16 protein-coding genes and 1 riboswitch are annotated in these 19,756 nt (G+C 44.8%); of the genes, 12 read left to right on the forward strand and 4 right to left on the reverse strand.

The features are described 5' to 3' along the window. The 8 genes from ACXACN_RS18600 to ACXACN_RS18635 all read left to right on the forward strand — a co-directional run bounded on the left by ACXACN_RS18600 (nt 1) and on the right by ACXACN_RS18635 (nt 10,751). The gene (locus ACXACN_RS18600) at nt 1-774 is read left to right on the forward strand and encodes an ABC transporter ATP-binding protein (protein ID WP_474966452.1); all 774 of its coding nucleotides are present in this window, start codon (nt 1-3) and stop codon (nt 772-774) included. 24 nt (nt 775-798) lie between these two features. After that, nucleotides 799-1,875, forward strand: coding sequence for an ABC transporter substrate-binding protein (locus tag ACXACN_RS18605; RefSeq protein WP_474966454.1), 1,077 nt, complete (start codon nt 799-801; stop codon nt 1,873-1,875). Between the two features lie 66 nt (nt 1,876-1,941). Beyond that, nucleotides 1,942-2,049, forward strand: a riboswitch (SAM riboswitch). A 144-nt stretch (nt 2,050-2,193) separates the two neighbouring features. Beyond that, the gene (locus ACXACN_RS18610) at nt 2,194-3,513 is read left to right on the forward strand and encodes a Na+/H+ antiporter NhaC family protein (RefSeq protein ID WP_474966456.1); all 1,320 of its coding nucleotides are present in this window, start codon (nt 2,194-2,196) and stop codon (nt 3,511-3,513) included. Nucleotides 3,514-3,818: 305 nt separating this feature from the next. Further along, nucleotides 3,819-5,927: a glycoside hydrolase family 3 protein gene (locus ACXACN_RS18615; RefSeq protein WP_474966458.1), complete on the forward strand. Its 2,109-nt coding sequence runs from the start codon at nt 3,819-3,821 to the stop codon at nt 5,925-5,927. 66 nt (nt 5,928-5,993) lie between these two features. Further along, entirely contained in the window at nt 5,994-7,277 is a 1,284-nt protein-coding gene (locus tag ACXACN_RS18620; protein ID WP_474966460.1) for an exo-beta-N-acetylmuramidase NamZ family protein, read from the forward strand. Between the two features lie 184 nt (nt 7,278-7,461). After that, the gene (locus ACXACN_RS18625; RefSeq protein WP_474966462.1) at nt 7,462-9,105 is read left to right on the forward strand and encodes an SLC13 family permease; all 1,644 of its coding nucleotides are present in this window, start codon (nt 7,462-7,464) and stop codon (nt 9,103-9,105) included. Between the two features lie 16 nt (nt 9,106-9,121). Continuing rightward, nucleotides 9,122-10,315, forward strand: coding sequence for an MFS transporter (locus tag ACXACN_RS18630; RefSeq protein WP_474966464.1), 1,194 nt, complete (start codon nt 9,122-9,124; stop codon nt 10,313-10,315). Between the two features lie 112 nt (nt 10,316-10,427). Continuing rightward, nucleotides 10,428-10,751: a CHY zinc finger protein gene (locus ACXACN_RS18635; RefSeq protein WP_474966465.1), complete on the forward strand. Its 324-nt coding sequence runs from the start codon at nt 10,428-10,430 to the stop codon at nt 10,749-10,751. Nucleotides 10,752-10,979: 228 nt separating this feature from the next. On the opposite strand, the gene ACXACN_RS18640 is transcribed toward ACXACN_RS18635, so the two are convergent. From ACXACN_RS18640 to ACXACN_RS18650, 3 genes are all read right to left on the reverse strand, one after another. Then, nucleotides 10,980-11,510: a YceI family protein gene (locus ACXACN_RS18640; RefSeq protein ID WP_474966467.1), complete on the reverse strand. Its 531-nt coding sequence runs from the start codon at nt 11,508-11,510 to the stop codon at nt 10,980-10,982. 162 nt (nt 11,511-11,672) lie between these two features. Beyond that, nucleotides 11,673-11,975: a MerR family transcriptional regulator gene (locus ACXACN_RS18645; protein ID WP_474966469.1), complete on the reverse strand. Its 303-nt coding sequence runs from the start codon at nt 11,973-11,975 to the stop codon at nt 11,673-11,675. A 28-nt stretch (nt 11,976-12,003) separates the two neighbouring features. After that, nucleotides 12,004-12,159 (reverse strand): Fur-regulated basic protein FbpA, encoded by a 156-nt coding sequence (locus ACXACN_RS18650; RefSeq protein ID WP_474966471.1) that lies wholly within the window; start codon nt 12,157-12,159, stop codon nt 12,004-12,006. A 277-nt stretch (nt 12,160-12,436) separates the two neighbouring features. On the opposite strand from ACXACN_RS18650, the gene ACXACN_RS18655 reads away from it, so the two are divergent. Both ACXACN_RS18655 and ACXACN_RS18660 read left to right on the forward strand, forming a co-directional pair. Continuing rightward, on the forward strand, nt 12,437-13,186 hold the full coding sequence (locus tag ACXACN_RS18655) for an STAS domain-containing protein (protein ID WP_474966473.1): 750 nt from the start codon (nt 12,437-12,439) through the stop codon (nt 13,184-13,186). 886 nt (nt 13,187-14,072) lie between these two features. Then, nucleotides 14,073-15,134, forward strand: coding sequence for an AI-2E family transporter (locus ACXACN_RS18660; protein WP_474966475.1), 1,062 nt, complete (start codon nt 14,073-14,075; stop codon nt 15,132-15,134). Between the two features lie 50 nt (nt 15,135-15,184). On the opposite strand, the gene ACXACN_RS18665 is transcribed toward ACXACN_RS18660, so the two are convergent. After that, nucleotides 15,185-16,435 carry a cytochrome P450 gene (locus ACXACN_RS18665; RefSeq protein WP_474966476.1) on the reverse strand — a complete coding sequence of 417 codons (1,251 nt, stop codon included), beginning with the start codon at nt 16,433-16,435 and terminating at the stop codon, nt 15,185-15,187. 186 nt (nt 16,436-16,621) lie between these two features. On the opposite strand from ACXACN_RS18665, the gene ACXACN_RS18670 reads away from it, so the two are divergent. Together ACXACN_RS18670 and ACXACN_RS18675 are read left to right on the forward strand one after the other, a co-directional pair. Further along, nucleotides 16,622-18,004, forward strand: a complete 1,383-nt coding sequence (locus ACXACN_RS18670; RefSeq protein WP_474966478.1) for a YjiH family protein — start codon at nt 16,622-16,624, stop codon at nt 18,002-18,004. Between the two features lie 420 nt (nt 18,005-18,424). Continuing rightward, nucleotides 18,425-19,726, forward strand: coding sequence for a Na+/H+ antiporter NhaC family protein (locus ACXACN_RS18675; protein ID WP_474966480.1), 1,302 nt, complete (start codon nt 18,425-18,427; stop codon nt 19,724-19,726). The last annotated feature ends 30 nt before the right edge of the window (nt 19,727-19,756 follow it).

The raw sequence follows: 19,756 nt of genomic DNA on the forward strand, positions 1-19,756 counted from the left end.
ATGGAGGCTAAAATATCAATCAAAGATTTGACGAAAGTGTTTTATAAGAAAGAAAACCGTGTGACGGCACTGGAAAATATTTCGCTTGATATTGCGGACGGGGAATTTGTCTGCCTCGTCGGGCCGAGCGGCTGTGGGAAGACGACCCTCTTAAGGATTTTAGCTAACTTAGAAAAGCCGAGCGGGGGAACGTTTTCGATTGCCAAAAGTAAGAAAGAACGGCCGCTGCAATCGATGGTTTTCCAGGAACGCGGCGTCATCCCGTGGTTGACGGTTGAGGGCAATGTCAGTTTTGGATTGAAGATGAGGCATTTACCTGAGGATGTGATCAAGGAAAGAACCACGTATTACTTGGAAAAAGTAGGCCTCGGGAAGTTCGCCCAACTTTATCCGAAAGAGCTCTCCGGTGGAATGAAGCAGCGCGTAAGCATTGCCAGAGCTTTTGCGAATGACCCTGAGATTCTCCTCATGGATGAACCTTTTGCCGCGCTTGATGAGCAGAATAAATTCATTTTGCAGGAAGAACTATTGAATATATGGTCGGAGACGAAGAAAACGGTCTTATTTATTACCCATAGCATAGATGAAGCGCTCCTACTTAGTGACCGGATCCTTTTAATGAGTTCACAGCCCGGTACCATCATTGATGAGAAACGAATCCGTCTGCCGAGACCGAGAAACATGGAGCAGGTACGTGCGGATCCTGTGATGGCGGAACATTTTGTAGAGATTTGGAACCATCTTCAGGATGAAGTGCAGCGTTCGCGAAAATAGCAGAAGAAAGGGGATTAAAATCCCATGGTGAAAAAAGTATGTCATCTGTTTTCTTTTCTGTTCATCATTTTTGTGTTGTTCGGCTGTTCCTCTGGCGAGAGTGGGGAGGACCAGGGGAATAAGGAAACTCCTGATGGTGATTTTGCTCCATTAAATAAGAAAACAACGGTAGTCATTGCCGAAGATGGTGCTGCTTCTGGGGCCGGTTTTTATATCGCTGAGGAAAAAGGCTATTTTGATGACTACAACATCGATATCAAGTTCACGACGTTCGCAAACAGTGATGATATGCTACCAGCCCTGGCGGCAGGTGAAGTGGACATTGCCGGTGGCGTATCTACAGCTTCCTTTTTCAATGCTATCGCTCAAGGCATTGATGTAAAAATCATTGCTGATAAAGGGCACTATTTTGATGGCAGCTCGTATTTCAGCTTTGCCATTCGTGAAGATCTGCAGGATGAAATCAAAGAATACAGTGACTTGAAAGGGAAGCGGATTGCCGTGTCATCGAGAAACGCCGTGGATGATTACATTTTCCAGCGGATGCTTCAACATGCAGGGCTGACCGAAGGGGATGTCGAGTTCGTGCTCATGTCCGATTTTGGAAATATGCTTGCCGCGATGGGCAACAAGTCGATTGACGCCGCTCTTCAAATTGAACCACTGATCACTCAAGGGGAAGCACAGAACCTGCACGTCCGCTTCCGTGATGCCACAGATTTCGCTCCCGATGCACAAATTGCCATGGTTCTTGGATCGCCTGATTTCATTGAAAAAGATACCGACGTGTCCGTCCGCTTTATGGCCGCTTACTTGAAGGGGGTGCGCGATTACAATGACGCGTTCCTTTATGATGAGGGGCTGGATGAAGTGATTGAGATCATGACGAAGCATACAGCGTTGAAGGACACAGAAGTTTGGAAAAAAGTCGGTGTGACAGGACTCGACCCGAACGGGGAAATGTTTATCGATGATATTAAGAAACAGTTTGAGATGTATGACGCAAACGGCGCTATACGTGGGGATATTGACTTCAATGATGCCATCGATACCTCCGCTTCTGAAAAAGCGATGGAAGTGATCGGCCGCTACGAAAGGTGAGAATGAAAAAAACGCTTGTCATCGAATGGTTTTTATTGTAAAGTTACCATTGACTCAATTGAATATTTCTTATCAAGAGAAGCAGAGGAACTGGTCCTGTGATGCTTCAGCAACCACCAACATCGGTTGGCCGGTGCTAATTCCAGCAAGTGTTGATCACTTGAGAGATAAGAAGGAATGAACGGATACGATTCAGAGAGCCTTCTTATATAAGAGGGCTCTTTTTTATTTGCCGCTTTCTTCGCTTTGAACCATTCATCCTTCTCGGGATAAAACCGACTATTCTGATGAGTTTAAAATATTTTAGGAGGTCCAATCATGGCAAAATCATTGAGCAACCCTTTCGCACTCATTCCTTTTGCGATTTTCATTTTACTTTTCATCGGTTCGGGAATCGCTACAGGAGATTTCTATCAAATGCCTGTCCTTGTCGCTTTATTCGCGGCAATTCTCGTTGCTTTAGCGATGAACCGGAAGACTGATTTCCAAACAAAAATATCCCAATTGACCAAGGGGGGCGGACACCCCAACATCATCTTAATGGTCATCATTTTTCTACTAGCGGGAGCATTTGCTTCCGTAGCATCCGGCATGGGGGCCGTTGAATCGACCGTCAATCTAGGCTTGACCTACTTGCCTGGCGGTTGGATGGTCGTCGGATTGTTTGTCATCGGCTGTTTTATCTCGATTTCTATGGGAACGTCTACAGGTACGGTGGTTGCCCTGGCTCCCATCGGATTGGGTGTAGCCGAGCAGACTGACATCGGCCTTGCCTTAGTGATGGGGGCGATTGTGAGTGGTGCCATGTTCGGGGACAACCTTTCCGTCATTTCCGATACGACCATAGCAGCTGTCCGTACACAAGGAACAGAAATGAAAGAGAAGTTCAAAGCGAATTTCTTCATCGTTCTTCCAGCAGCCATCATAACAGCCATTATTTTTGGTGTGATGACCGCCGATGCAACGGCCAGCCTGCAGAATGATTACTCGTACAACATTGTTGAGATCTTACCTTACCTAGGGGTACTCGGATTCGCGATTGCCGGAGTAAATGTCATTTATGTTCTGATCGGCGGCATTGTTTTCGCCGGTGGGGTTGGACTTGTGCTTGGGAAGTTTTCCGGCATGGAATTCGTCACCCTCGTAGGGGATGGATTTACGAACATGCAGACGCTTGCGATGATTGCCGTATTGTTAGGTGGTCTAGTGGAACTCATCCGGGCTAATGGCGGCATTGAATTTCTACTGCAAGCCGTGAGCGGGAGAGTCCATTCCAATCGTGGTGGAGAGCTTGGCATTGCAGGTATTGTGACGGCCGTCAACTTTTCGACAGCGAACAATACGATTTCTATCATCACAGCCGGTCCGCTCGCCAAGCAGATTTCTGATGAATATGGCATCGAAGGCAGGCGCTCAGCAAGTATCCTCGATATTTTTTCCAGTTCCGTTCAAGGGATCATCCCTTATGGCGGACAGATTTTGGCGGTAGCGGGTGTCGCCAGCATTTCTCCAGTCGCGATTGTTCCATTTTGCATTTACCCTCTACTTACAATGGTGGCGGGTCTGTTAGCCATCGCCTTTAGATATCCGAAATTTACCGTAGAAAAAGGAAAGGCCGTATTCAAGAGCGCATCTTAATAGAGGGGGGCACCTGATCAGGTGTCCTCTTTTTTTATTTGTTTCTAAATATACTGACATGAAATTTCAAAATAAGTCTATCGAATCAGTAGGAAAGTTTTGGGAATGAAAGGTTCTGAAGAGGATTAGGGCCTTAAGTGGTATAGACGACTATACCTATTTCCGATAAGCTTTTATTACAATATGTAAACGTTTACAATAAATTGTCTTCTGCATGGGTACTACTCTACGAAATTTTTTGCAAAAGGATCTTCCTGGATAGGTAGGCGCCTTTTACAAATAGATAAATAAAGGAGGAGTGTCGAATGAAAATAGCAGGCAAATGGGTGTTCATTTTCACACTGACCATCGACATGATGCTGCCGTCGTGGTTCATGGGAGCAGAGGTGGATGCTGCTGAAAAGAGTGAGCAATCAGACTTGATTATCTTTGAGAATGTTCCGCAGGCAGATGTAACAATGGAAGGGAATGTGTTTACTCTATCTGCCCTGAACGTGTATAAAGATGGACATTTTACAAAGGTGAATGAAGGACTCGTTTGGAAATCGAAAAATCCAAACGTTGCTACGATCACGGATGACGGTACGGTCACTTTCACAGGGCAGCCTGGACGAGCGTGGGTGACGGTATCCAATGGTTCATTCAAAGACCGAATCGCCCTTGATTACAAGCCGGATCGTTCAAAGAAAAAGAAAGAGAAGCGTGACTTCAAACCGACCATCAAAAAGCAGCAAGGGGAACGGTACGACCTTGTCCAACATGCACTCTCCAACATGACAATGAAGGAAAAAGTCGGTCAGATGCTTATGCCGGATTTTAGAAAATGGGACGGGGAGAACGTAACGGAAATGCTCCCGGAGATTGAGGAGATAGTTCAAAAATATCACTTGGGCGGCGTTATATTATTCCGAGAAAATGTGGTGACAACCGAACAGACAGCGACGCTTGTGTCTGATTATCAAGCGGCCTCTGAAAAATATGGATTGCTTATGACGATTGACCAGGAAGGCGGCATTGTGACACGTCTTCAATCAGGAACGGATATGCCTGGAAATATGGCTTTAGGTGCAACACGTTCCGAAGAATTCGCTCAGGATGTAGGTTCTGTCATTGGAGCTGAATTATCATCTCTTGGGATCAACATGAACTTTGGGCCGGTTATGGATGTGAACAACAACCCTGATAACCCTGTCATTGGTGTTCGTTCTTTCGGAGAACATCCCGAACTGGTCGGGAAAATGGGCGTAGCCTACACGAAAGGGCTGCAGGAACACGGGGTAGCAGCGACTGCCAAGCACTTCCCGGGTCACGGGGATACGGCGACAGATTCCCACCTCGGTCTACCTGAAGTTCCTTATGACCTCGAGCGTTTGAAAGAAGTAGAGTTGTATCCTTTCCAACAGGCGATGGATGCGGGCATCGATGCGATTATGACTGCACACATTACCTTCCCGAAAATCGATGATACAAAAGTGACTTCTCAGAAGGATGGTTCTGAAATTGCGCTCCCAGCCACCCTTTCAGAAAAAGTGCTAACGGGATTGATGCGTGAAGAGATGAATTATGAAGGAGTCGTTGTCACAGACGCTTTGAATATGAAGGCGATCGCTGAACATTTCGGACCGGTCGATGCCGTTATTCGAACGATCAATGCCGGTACAGACATTGCGCTTATGCCTGTAGGTTTAGAAGAAGTTGCTTCTGGTGTCTATGAAGCTGTAGAGTCTGGGGAAATTCCAATGGCTACGATTGAAGATTCTGTTGAACGGATCCTTACATTGAAATTGAACCGGGGAATCATCAAAGAAGAAACGCCTCAACCGATCGATGAGAAAATCGCAGAAGCGGAAGAAGTGGTCGGATCGGATGCACATAAAGCTGTGGAGAAACTAGCGGCGGAGCGTTCAATTACCCTCGTGAAAAATCAGGGAGTTCTGCCTGTAGACGCCTCAGAAAATGACCAGGTTGTGGTGATTGGAAACAGGTTTATTTCTAGTCTTGCGGATGCTGTAGCCGCCCATCATCCAAACACGACTTTAATCAATACAAAAGAACGTGAATTAACAGCTGAGCAAAAACAAATGGTGTCTGAAGCAGACAAAGTCATCTTCGGAACGTACACGTACAATGTGTACACTCGTTCCGAAAGTCATCCTCAAATGCAGTTGATGCAAGATGTGATGACGAATACCAATGCGGAAGTGATCGGCGTCGGAATCCGTAACCCTTATGACATCATGGCTTATCCGGAGGTGGATGCTTATATTGCACAGTACGGTTTCAGAAAGGCGAGTTTTGAAGCTACCGCCGCCACCATTTTCGGTGAAAATAACCCGGGCGGCCAATTGCCTGTGACGATTCCAGGATCCGAAGATGGCGTGTTGTTCAAATATGGTTCGGGGCTGAGTTACTAGTAGCGATTTTCTAGGGAGAGGGGCTTTGCGCCCTTCTTCAAAATAATCAAAAGGGAGAGGATTACTTTGAAAAAGTGGTGGATGATTGCGGTCGTTTTAATTATGACGTGGTCCACATTCTCGGTTGTTTTTGCGGACCATAACGGAAATCCAGGCAAACACAAAGGACATCATAAAAAAGGAGAACCGTTCAAGCTTGGGGTGGAAGTCCTTTTAGATGAAGAAAAAGATCTCATACAAGGTAAGAATGTCGGGCTGATCACAAACCCTACCGGAGTCGATCAAAACTTGAACAGCATCGTAGACTTGTTACACAACGATGAAGATATCAACCTGACGGCGTTATATGGACCGGAACACGGAGTCAGAGGCAGTGCTCAGGCGGGAGAATATGTCGAGTTTTATACTGATGAAAAAACAGGATTACCGGTGTACAGTCTTTACCGAGAGACCCGTAAACCGACTTCAGAAATGTTAGAAGATATTGATGTGTTGCTGTTTGATATTCAGGATGTAGGAACACGTTTTTACACGTATATCTACACGATGGCTTATGCAATGGAAGCTGCAAAGGAGAATGACATTCCTTTCATCGTGCTTGACCGCCCGAACCCGCTGGGTGGAGAAAAAGTGGAAGGTCCCGTTTTAGATGAAGACTACAAGTCGTTCGTCGGAAACTATCCAATCCCGCTTCGCCATGGGATGACGGTTGGGGAGCTTGCGAAGTTGTTCAATCATGAGTTTGAGATTGGTGCAGATTTGACGGTTGTGGAAATGCAAGGGTGGAAGCGAAGTATGGACTATGAGGAGACAGGCCTTGAATTTGTTGCTCCTTCACCGAACATGCCGACCGTGGACACAGCTTTCGTTTATCCAGGTGCGGCCTTGATGGAAGGGACGAATGTTTCTGAAGGGCGCGGAACGACACGACCCTTCGAATTGATCGGAGCCCCTTTTATCAATAGTACAGAGCTAGCTACAGAGATGAACGCGTACAACTTACCAGGAGTAAGGTTCAGAGCCGCATCCTTTACCCCTTCTTTCTCGAAGCATGCAAAGGAATTGACGCATGGGGTGCAGATCCATGTCATCGATCGTGAAGAATTCAATGCTGTTGAGACCGGGGTATATCTCGTGAAAACCATTCATGACATGTACCCGGAAGAATTCCAATTCCGTGCTGAAAATGCGGAGGGTATCTCTTTCTTTGACCTTTTAGTTGGTAATGGTTGGATCCGGGAAGCCATAGAAAGCGGAGAGTCTGTCGAAGACATGAGAGACCAATGGGAAGATGAGCTCAAAGAATTCAAAAAAGTAAGGAAGCACTACCTCCTTTATAAGAAGAAATAAGATGGATAAGGAATATTTTTACACACCAGGTCATCCATATTATGGATGACCTGGTGTGTTTATTTTTCCCATTTTTTAGATCATTGTTCTTAAGTGGATGCGAATTTATTACAAGATGAGACCATTTATGATAAAATTTGTAAATATTCATACATATTTGATAATTAGGAAGAGGGGGATGAATATGGGTGCACAATCAACGTTCACGGGTGTTTGGAGTCGCCTTTGGAAGTTGCATTACGAGGCGAAGGATTTATTGAGGTTTACGGTTACTGGTGGCTCTGGCGGTTCACCAGGCGTAATGAACAATCAAGAGGCAGAAGGTCACGACCCTGGCCCGTCTTTTGATACGCGTCAAAAAGTAGGTCTTTTTTTAGGTCCACTTTTGTTTGCGCTTACACTGATTTTTTTGGAAGCGGATGGATTATCACAAAGTGCCGTGGCTGTTTTAGCCAGCACGATCTGGATCGCTACCTGGTGGATTACAGAAGCGATCCCGATTCCTGCGACATCCCTTTTGCCATTGATACTTTTTCCTCTAACGGGAGGGCTGGATGGTGGAACGACGGCTTCTTCTTATGGAGATAATACGATTTTCCTGTTTATGGGCGGTTTCCTCATTGCCCTTGCTATGCAAAAGTGGAATCTGCATAAGCGGATGGCTCTGTTCATTATCGCCTCCGTTGGAACAAGCACAGAACAAATTGTGCTTGGATTTATGGTTGCGACGGGAACATTGTCCATGTGGATATCCAATACAGCCACAGCGATGATGATGGTCCCGATTGGCATGGCCGTCATCTATCAAGCTTCTGAACAATTGAAGAAAAAAGGGGAAGCGGTGGATCACGAAAATTTTAATTTCGGAAAAGCAGTTATGCTCGGAGTCGCCTATAGTGCTTCCATCGGAGGACTTGCCACACTGATTGGAACACCACCTAACACGATTTTCAAAGCTGTCGTCGAACAAACCTACGGCATAGAAATTAGTTTTGCTGGTTGGATGGCGTTCGGTGTTCCTTTGACAATTCTATTTCTAGCACTCGCATGGTTTTACTTAGTCAAAATTGCTTATCCTATGAAAATTAAAGAATTGCCTGGTGGAAGAAGAGTTATTGGAGAAGAAAGGCGTGCACTTGGAGTGATGAGTACAGAGGAAAAAATCGTCATGACCGTGTTTACGGTAACGGCAGTGGCATGGATTTCTCGGTCCTTTTTACTCGTGCACATCAATGAAAATATCAACGATACGATGATTGCGATGAGTGCTTCGATTCTACTATTCTTGATTCCTTCTAAAAACAAGAGAGGGGATTACCTCTTGGATTGGGATACGGCAAAAGGGCTCCCTTGGGGAATACTGCTTCTGTTTGGAGCGGGGCTTGCTATTGCTGCTGGATTTCAGGAAACGGGTCTCGCTGAGTGGATTGGCACACAACTAACGATTTTAGAAGGGATCCATCTCATTCTTATTGTTGTAATCGTTGCTGCGCTAGTCATTTTCTTAACGGAAATCACATCCAACACAGCCACTGCGACGATGATGTTCCCGATCATGGCCTCTCTTGCCAGCGCTATTTCGGTCCACCCATACAGCTTGATGATTGCTGCTGGTGTAGCGGCAAGCTGTGCCTTTATGCTTCCTGTCGCGACGCCTCCGAACGCCGTCGTTTTCGGAAGTGGATATTTGAGAATTCCAGACATGGCTAAAGCAGGGCTGTGGTTAAACGTTGCAGCCATCGTTTTGATTACAGTAGCGATTTATTTCTATCTGCCGTTCGTTTGGGGAATTGATCTAAAGTCATTCCCAAACCGTTTTAACTCATAAGTAGAGGATGATGGATATGGAAGCCGTACAAAAAAGCAGACAACCGTACACACCACATCAAAGTGAATTTTGGCGGGCCACCCTGACTTTGATGCTGGCTTCTTTATCCATTTTCTCTACCTTGTATGTGTTTCAGCCTTTACTCCCTGTGTTTACAGACCAATTCCAAATCTCCGCTACAGAATCCAGTTTACTCATGTCGGCCAGTGTGATTGCGATGGTGATCGGGCTGTTCGTTCTTGGTTTTACTGCTGATCGATACGGACGTGGTGCGGTTATGAAAGTTTCTCTGTTCATCACGGCCGGGACACTGGTTCTTTTGCCATTCACTCCATCATTTGGAGGGATCGTTGCGTTGAGGTTTATCCAAGGATTCTTCTTAGCCGGAATCCCTGCTGCGGCGATGGGGTATTTAGGGAACGAGGTCGCCCATAAGCACTTGGGACTTGCTATGACCTTGTACATATCCAGCAATGCCCTCGGAGGCATGGGGGGGAGAGTAGTAGGTGGGTACGTGACAGATTTGTTCAACTGGCAGTCCACTTTGTTCATTTTTGCTGCATTCGGACTGCTTTCTGCTATTCTATTTTTCTTTCTTTTTCCTAAGGAGCGTTTTTTCGAGAATACCGATGTAGCAATCGTGGATGATCTTAAAGGGATGCTTGTCCATTTGAAAAGCCGTTCGATGCTGGTTTTGTTCATGATGGGGGTTCTGCTTCAAATTGTCTTTACGGCTATATGGACGTATGTCCCCTTCCATTTACAGAGAGAACCATTCAACTGGTCGCTGAAATGGATTGCCCTTACGTACTTTGCTTATATTTTTGGAGTACTTGCACCACCTCTTGCGGGCCGCATTTCGGATGTGGTTGGTCTGAGAAAAGTGATGTTCACAGGGGTGACCGTTCTCATCGTTGGTGCATTTCTTACAGGGATTCCATCCGGACCGTTAATACTTGTGGGACTGTCTCTCATTTGCATGGGATTCTTTGTCGCGCATTCCATGGCTGCTGCCCTTGTCAGCAAATCCGCCACCCATCATAAAAGCGGGGCATCAGGTTTCTACTTGATCAGCTATTACTTAGGCGTAGCGATCGGCAGTACAGCCACCGGATCGTTATGGGAAAATTACCAATGGACAGGAGTGTTGAGTGTAACCTTCCTGCTACTCCTTCTATTCGTCTTCTTACCACTTTATCGAAGCGAATGATGTACCAGTTCATCCATAATATGGATGAACTGGTACACCTTTTTTTGGTAAATGACCGTGTTATAATCGTTCTATATGAATAATAGATGAGAGAATTAAAGGAGAGAGTCGAATGGGGAAGGCACCTTTAGTGAAAGGGAATCAGGTAGATCGTCAAACGAGGTGTGCCCACTATCATAGTGATGTTGATATCATCGCTATTCGTTTTCACTGCTGCGATGAATATTTTGCGTGTTATTCATGTCATCAGGAACATGCAGATCATGAACCGAGCCGCTGGCCTAGGAGCATGTGGGATGAGCGTGCCATTCTCTGTGGAAACTGTTGTCATGAGCTGACCATTCAGGACTATATGCAATCCTATCAATGTCCGGTTTGTCAGCATGGTTTCAATGAAGGCTGCCGCCTGCATTATCCTTTATATTTTGAGATGTAACCGTCCATCTGTGTGGGCGGTTTTATTCATTTTAGAGGAAGGGATAGATTTCAGGTAAGGAATCGTTTCCTAACTCAATGTGAAAGTGACTTAAATCAGACTCCAAGTGTACGAACTTTCTTGATAGTGACTGGACTGCTTGAAGAAGTCTTGTGATGAAGGGGTCTGATCTTAAATGAAGAAAAGCTGAGTCTAATTTTAGACTCAGCTTTCTTAGAAAGTTGCGATTTATTCTCCAACCACAAACTCAAAGTTTCCTTCGAATTTCACATCTTTCCCTAAAAGAACGCCGCCTGTTTCAAGAGCAGCATTGTACGTTAATCCATAAGCTTCACGATCGATTTTTCCGCTCACATCAAATCCTGCAACTGTGCTTCCGTCCATCGGGTTTTTGGAAGTGCCGTTGTATTCCACTGTGAAGGTTTCCTGATGAGTCGTTTCCTTTATCGTGAAGTCCCCGGTCACTTCGAATTCGTTATCCGAAATCTTTTTAATGGACGTGCTGCGGAAAACTAGGTTTGGGTATTCGTCTGCTTCAAAGAAGTCCCCAGAACGAAGGTGTCCGTCACGCTGTTCGTTCCCTGTATTGATTGAAGTGACGGGGATCGTGACCGTCACTTGTGCAGAAGGCAAGTCGTTAAGGTCACCAGAGAACGCTACATCGAAGGACTCAAATTCTCCTTTTGCTTTTGATACCATCATATGTTTGATTTGAAAATTCAAGCTGCTGTGCACTTGATCCAATGTTAAATTTGTCATACTGTACTCCCCCTTGAAATAAAATAGTTTGAATTCTAAATAAAACTATACATTCTATTTATTTTGAAGTCAAGATATTTTATGTCGAGATATTTAAAGTGTGCGAAAAAACAGCAAAAAAAAGCCCTGGACCTAGGGGTGTCCGGGCTGCCTGTAATGGATTCATTTGTTCATTCGAAAATGGGCATTCAGCTGCCCGCGTAGCATTCGTTCCATGACCTTGCCTTTATGGGAAGACTGTAAATCTTTTCGGATTTCGTACGTTTGCACACCTTCCTCTCGTTTATCAGCAATTTCCAATAAGGTTTCAACATCAGAAAAAGAATATTTGCGTGTTCCTCTTTTCGTACGCTCAGGATAAATGAGTTCTCGTTCCTCATAATAACGAATCTGCCTGAGGGAGAGACCTGTGAGTTCATTGACTGTACCAATCGATATGACTTTTTTGTGCTTGTAAGATGACATCACTTCTCCTCCTCGGTATTGCGCCTCCTTATGGACGTTCGACCCGGGAGGCCAGGGCTTCCAGCTCCGTCAATGTCAATGACTGGAGCATTTCATCAGATGCTTGATAGATTCCTGCATCAATGAGCTTTTGAATGTAATGTTCTTTCATACTTTCAACGGCTGTCCTCAAGTGATTCTTCATTAAGGTTCACTCCCAAATGTGTAATGGATGATCCGAAGGGACTCAACAGCAGGTCGAAGGTTTACAAAAAGGTCCATGATCTCCTCCTATTCATTCTATTGAATATAGAATATCGGAAAACGAAACCAATGTCACTTGTTATGTTAGAAAATCTGACATATAAATTTCAATTGGTTATATTTCCTGACATGAAAACATTCGACGATTTTCCCTCTATACCATATAGAGAAATGATTATATAATAAATGTAAAATAATTGAATAAGGTGGGAAAATGGATGGCTGTGACGACCTCAGATCTGACGATGACTGATGCGCTTAATAGCATAGGTGAAAATATATTACTTGCAGACCTCAATTACGATCTGGTGTGGATGAATGACGAGGCCAGAAGTCTTTTCACGAAGATTGCTCCGTTATACGGATACGAGCACGCGGATGATTTAATTGGAAAGAATATGGACAACTTTCATGCTAATCCGGCCTGGCAACGAGAATGTATGAGGGAACTAACTCAAAAACATCAAGTGAGGATCAACATAAAGGATAGGTTTGTCGCAGATATTGTGATTACACCAATGAAAAATAAAAAAGGAGAAAACAGTTACTACATCATTATGTTGATGGATGTAACGACGAAAGCAGAGGAAGAAGAACAAAAGGACCACCTTATTGAGTCGCTTTCGATTCCTATTTTAAAAGTGTGGGACCATGCCGTGGCTATCCCGCTTATCGGTGATCTAGATGAAAAAAGAGTGGACCATCTGATTTCCTCTCTATTGAAAGAGTGTACAGAAGAGAATATTCAATATGCCTTGATCGATCTAAGTGGGATCCATAAATTCAATGATCAGTTCAGCAGACATTTGAGGCAATTAAATCAGTCGCTGCAATTAGTGGGGACTGAATGCCTTGTGGTAGGAATTACACCAAAGCTAGCCTTGTCGTTCCAATACTTCGACAAAGGGATGAAAACTTTCAAAAATACGTATGCAGGATTGCGCTATATCATCCAACACGATTCCTAATAAAAGACCTGCCACCAGGCAGGTCTTTTTTCAGGAGCTTATTCAACTAACTGGCAGGATTCTTGAAGACTCGATTTCGAGACTTTTGTTGAGTGGGTAGGGGCTGCGGGGAATGACTCGCTTTCCGCGGGAGCGCGGTGAGCCTCCTCGGACTGCGTCCTGTGGGGTCTCACCCTGCACTTTTGTCCTCGTAGATATCCGGTTCCGGCGCCAAGCGGCTAGTGAGACTTCTCTCGCTTCTGTACGATAAGTCAACATCGAATCACTTCGTTCTTCGTGTTTCCTTTATCTCCTCCAGCTCAGTCCAGTCCATACGCCGCTGACCAAGGCGCCTCCACACTTAAGATAAGAGTCTCGCCATTCCCCTCCGCCCCTTTGCCATGGGAGACTCTCGAAATCACTTCTGGAACAATCAGCTTGGATGATTGAATAAAGAGGAGAATATTAACCTCTCCGCGTCGGGTATTTAGGACCTAAAAGCTCGATACATAGCGCTTCATGCCAGCGTAGGAGGGAAGAGTGTCCTCTACTACATTGGTGTTAGGAATAATGATTAACACCCTCCTCTCCTTGTAGGTAAAGCAGCTTATCCTGGAAGTAGTTTCGGGATCCTCTTATGGTCAAGGGGCGGAGGGAAACGGTGAGACTCCTATGGGACGCGTGGGACAGGTGAGACCCCGGAAGGCGTAGCCTGAGGAGGCTCACCGCCCGCCCCATGGAAAGCGAACGGTTTCCCGTAGCCCCTAAACTCACCCAAACATCTCGAAACTAAGTCTTCCACAATCGGGAGCTATCATGAGGTTGTTTGGATTTTAATTGTCTTTGATCTTTAGTTTATCATCCGTCTTTGAAGTGAATGAATGAGGTAAAAGGACGGTGAAGGAACATGTGGATCAAACATTCATTTTTTAAGTACACGACAGCAGCTATACTTATCCTGATCCTGTACTACTTCTTAGAAAAGCTAGAGCTATTGAATCCGGTCAAAACAATTTTTGGAACGTTGTTCTACCCTATGCTGATTGCGGGATTCCTTTTTTATATCTTACGCCCCGTCGTGCATTTCATGGCTAGATCAAAATATATTCCCTTGTCTGCTGCTATTTTACTTGTCTTTGCTTTCATTGGTGGTCTTATTTATGGAGGGATCCGTTTTTTGGCAGGTACGATTCAAAAGCAAATTACGAATATCTCTGAATTACCTGAGAGAATAAAAAAGACAGCAGAAGAAGCGGGGAAAAAGATAGAAGAAAACGATATGGGGATGGTGTCCCTACCATCTGTGAAACAAAGGGTAACGGAGTATTTCGGGGGTCTGACCCAGCAGATCGGTGAACACATGATGGGTGTATTTTCAACGATTGCAGGCGCAACGACCATCTTGATTATCGTCCCATTTGTTTTGTTCTTCTTTTTGAAAGATGGACACAAACTGGTCCCTTTCTTGAAAAGAGCCTTACCTGAGCAGCATAAACCACGGGGCGAAAAAGTCCTCAAAGATTTGGATTACACGGTTTCTTCTTATATTATCGGACAAGCGACGATTGCTGCTGTCGATGGCGTCCTTACGTATATTGGTTATCTTATCATTGGGATTGATTATGCTTTGATCCTGGGGATATTTGTGATGTTCACGTGTGTCATCCCATTTGTCGGACCTGTTATTGGTGCGATTCCTGCGATTGTTGTGGCTCTTATGCAGGAGCCTTCCATGGCTATTTATGTAATCATCACATTTATTGTCGTCCAACAATTAGAAGGTAATTTGATTGCTCCATTGATCTTTGGCGAACGCTTAAACATCCACCCGCTAACGGTCATTCTTTTACTTGTTGTAGCAGCCCCGTTATATGGAGTTGTCGGGATGATCATCGCAGTCCCTGCCTATTCGGTTTTGAAAGTATTGCTGAAACACGGGTATGATTTTTACCGGCTTTATCATTCCTGAATAAAAAAGCGTCCAGGTACACGGAAACCTGGACGCTTTTTAGCTTATGTTCAATCTTTAAAGTGGACGTTATGGATGATAAATCCACTCTTCGGTAGTGCAGGCATCTTTTTCAAGCTGTAGGTATAGTCTTGTTTGGGAACATCATAGCCTAAGTGTTTCGCCATATAGCGGAAACTTGCCTGCAATACTTCAATCGTCGGCCATTCCCCGGGGCAACGGTGTCCCTTATAGTATCCGCCTCCGCCTTGAGGGATCAAGTCGAACAAACCTCCATCCCAGTCGATGAATCGATCAGGGTTGAATTGATCGGGATTCTCCCAAATCTTAGGGTCATGATTGATGCCGTATATGTCAATCATGACCAATTGATCTTTTTTGAATGGATATTGCTGCCAGGTAAAGTCATGGTCTACCCGCGCACCAAGGAAGGGGACGAAAGGGAAATAGCGGCGGACTTCCTGGGCGAACCGGAACAAATATTCATCATCAAGAGCCACACGTGTTAAATTTTCCGGGTGTTCATGGAGCGCTACCCCACCGAACGCAATGAATTTAGAAATGGCTACAAGAGGTCGAATCACATTCAGCACTTCAATGGCCGCCATTCTTGCATCTAATGGCTGACCGTCCAAGTCTTCGTGCATAGCCATTTCATGAATGGCTTTCCCGTGTTCAGCTTTAAGCTGCCCTCGTCGTACTTGTAAAATCAAATCCTCAATCCAATCCTCGGATCGTTTGCGTGCTCTACGGCTTTCCATGTGTTTCGGGCCGATAGCACTGAACCCATCAATCATGTTGCTCAAATCCCGCGTTCTTTTTTTCACTTCCTTTTCTTCCAATGGGATGCCGGCCCATTCACACGCGGTGCGGCACAGCAATTCGCGTGATTCATCGTATAGCGTTACCTTTTTCATGGTGCTCCACTTTTTCGTGAAACGAGCCCAGTTTTTCGTGGTAATCTCGTACAATTCCTGCAGGGCTTCCGGAGTCATCAGTGACATGAACAGCAATTTGCGGTGGGTATGTGCATCTCCATCCATCGTTTGTATAGCGTCTTCACCAAATAAAGTCTTCAAAACCCTCTTAGGAAGAGCATTTTTCCGATTCATACGATTGGTGTCATAAAACAATTTTGCTCCTTCGATTCCACTAAGCAAAGCTACTTTTTCCCCGAGAACTCTTGTTTCATATACATCCAAATGATGATTTTGCACACGCTTGGGTATGAAGTTGTACCCGTCTTTGAATATCGCGAGCGTATGGTCGATGGTTTTGTCTTTAGGAACTTTAACTGTCAATATGTAGCCTCCTCCACTATCTATCTCATAGTCTTCTTCATTCCTTTTTCTTTAGGATGGTAAACCGCGTTTGAAAAAATCTGAAAACCTATTGAATTTTCATGCATGAAAATGTATAGTTACTAACTATCACACATTGTTTATTTATACTTAATTTTGCATAAAAATGACGAAGGAGAATAAATCATGGCTATTCAACAAACAAAAGTAGACAACATTCAAGAATCAGCATCCTATACAACGAAGCAATGGATGAAATTTTTCCTTCCATCTTTGGTGGGGGTTTTATTATTCCTCGTCCCAATCTCTGTCGACGGTCGTGTAACGATTGGACTCGGGTTGATGGCTGATGGGCTCCAAGCTGCGATTGGTCCATGGATTCCTTTGTTCATGACCATCGTCATCTCAATTTCCGCATTTGGGAGTGTGGCAATCAAAGGGGCACCTGACAATCTAAGAAATCATCCATTTATTGCGAACGTGTTTGATGTGGGGCCGTTTTGGATTGTTTTACGATTCCTTGGAGCAGCCTTTGCTGTCCTGACCATTCTAGAAGCGGGGCCGTCTTACATTGGGTCTGAACTGACAGGGGGCGTCGTGCTTTATGATTTGATCCCTGTTCTGATGGTCTGGTTTTTATTTGCAAGTCTATTCATGCCTCTTTTGCTAGAGTTCGGTTTGATGGATTTAATAGGGACAGTCGTAAGAAAAGTGATGCATCCGTTATTCCAGTTGCCAGGTCGATCATCTGTTGACGCTATGGCTTCGTGGATGGGGAGTGGAACGGTAGGTGTACTGTTGACGACCCAACAATACGAAAATGGCTACTACTCTAAACGAGAAGCAGCCGTCGTTGCCAGTAACTTTTCCATTGCTTCCATTGCGTTCAGTCTTGTCATTGCTAAATTCTTATCGATTGATCATATGTTTGTATCCTTTTATTTCACGGTCGTCGTCTGTGGGGTCTTAGCAGCAGTCATTTGTCCAAGAATACCACCACTTTCCTGGAAGAAAGAAACCTACCATGAGCCGGTAGGAAAACAGATTGATGAAATTGTACCAGAGGGGACATCTACATTCAGATTCGGTCTTGACCAGGCAGTGGCAAAAGCGGATCAAGTGAAAAGTGCCGGTTCCATCGTAAGAAAAGGGGTTTTTAATGTAGCGGATATTTGGTTTGGGCTGATTCCGCTCGTGATGGCTCTTGGTACCATCGCACTTGTCATCGCAGAATTCACACCCATATTCACATGGCTTTCTTACCCGTTCATTCCGTTCTTGAATTTGTTGCAGATTCCAGAAGCTGCAGAGGCTGCTCCTGCGATGATCGTCGGGTTCGCGGATATGTTCCTGCCCGCTGTTGTGGGGAGTGGAATCGAATCAGAATTGACTCGCTTCATTATCGGGGTCATGTCCTTGACGCAGCTCATATACATGTCTGAGATTGGGATTCTATTGATTAAATCCAAAATTCCGATTAACTTTTTCGAGCTTTTCGTGATTTTCCTGCAACGTACAGTCATTACTCTACCGATTGCAGCCCTACTTGCTCATCTATTATTCTTTTAATAATGAAAAGGAATGTTTTTATAAGAGAAGAGAAATTCATGCAGGTGGATTCTCCAACTGGATTTTCAGAATGGATAGGGAAATAAAAAGGCGTAGCTGAATGTTCAGCTACGCCTCGTTTATTTACAATAGGGGAGGTCATTACATGGATAGGTTTCGCCTGTCCATTATTCTTTGTGGGGGTTTTACATAGATGATTTTTTGGTATAAGCGTTCACTTTGAATTTTTCTCGATCTAGTGAACAGTTGGCAGCTGACCTGGATGATCATCAGGGAAAGAACGGTTTTCCATTAGGTACGAAAACTTCTTATAACTTGATATCGCATCTTCTAGTGTTGTAGAGTATGAAAGAGTTATAAAGGCATGTGTATGTGTTAAATCTTATGAATAAATCCTGACAAAGGAGGACTAGGATACTTATGGAAACGAAAGAATTGAATAAGGGGAACGGATGGGCGCTGATTCCGTTTGGGGTATTTATTTTGCTGTTCATCGGTTCAGGGCTCCTGACCGGGGACTTTTATCAAATGCCCGTATTGGTCGCCATTTTTGCCGCCATTCTCGTTGCCCTTTTTATGAATAGAAAAACGGCCTTCCAAACGAAATTGCAGCAATTGACAGAAGGTGGGGGTCACTCCAATATTATTTTAATGGTGATCATCTTCTTATTGGCCGGCGCCTTTTCTACAGTTGCAGAAGGGATGGGAGCAGTTGATTCTACCGTCAACTTAGGTCTCAGCATATTGCCTGGGAATTTGCTTATCGTTGGATTGTTTATCATCGCTTGTTTCATATCCATCTCCATGGGGACCTCTGTCGGAACGATTGTTGCTCTTGCGCCAGTAGGGATGGGCATTGCAGAACAGACAGATGTAGCGGTCGCACTGACGATGGGGGCGATTGTCAGTGGTGCGATGTTTGGAGACAATCTTTCCATTATATCTGATACGACGATTGCCGCTGTTCGGACGCAAGGAACAGAAATGAAGGACAAGTTCAAAGCGAATTTCTTTATCGTTCTTCCGGCGGCGATTGTCACGGCAATTATTTTTGGAGTGCTTACCGCAGATGCATCGTCTACGCTTCAGGATGACCATCCGTTCAACATCCTGAAAGTGCTGCCGTATCTCGGGGTTCTTGTTTTTGCTGTGATGGGTGTCAACGTCATCTATGTCCTTATGGGGGGAATCGGCTTTGCAGGCTTGATTGGTCTCTTCATGGGAGATTTTTCAGGAATGGAGTTCGTGACTCTGATCGGAGATGGATTTGCTGGCATGCAGGAATTGGCCTTGCTTGTCATCCTGCTTGGAGGACTCGTTGAATTGATACGTAAAAATGGAGGGATCGACTTTCTCCTCCACAAAATAAGTCGAGGTGCTCACTCCAATCGAGGCGGAGAATTCAGTATCGCAGGATTGGTAAGTGCCGTGAACGTTTCTACGGCAAACAATACGATCTCCATCATGACCGCGGGTCCACTGGCTAGACAAATCTCAGACCGGTTCCAGATTGACTCTAAAAGGTCAGCGAGTCTGTTGGATATTTTCTCCAGCTCCGTCCAGGGGCTGCTGCCGTATGGTGCTCAAATTTTGTCTGTAGCGGGGGTAGCTAGTATATCACCCGTGAGTATTGTTCCCTTCTGTTTTTATCCAATCTTACTCGCTATTTCGGGAATTGTAGCCATTTTGCTGCGTTTTCCGAAGTTTACCGTTCAAAATTAATGGATTCAAAATGATGGCATAGGGAATATT

Source organism: Halobacillus sp. AWM4_238, from assembly GCF_056158265.1.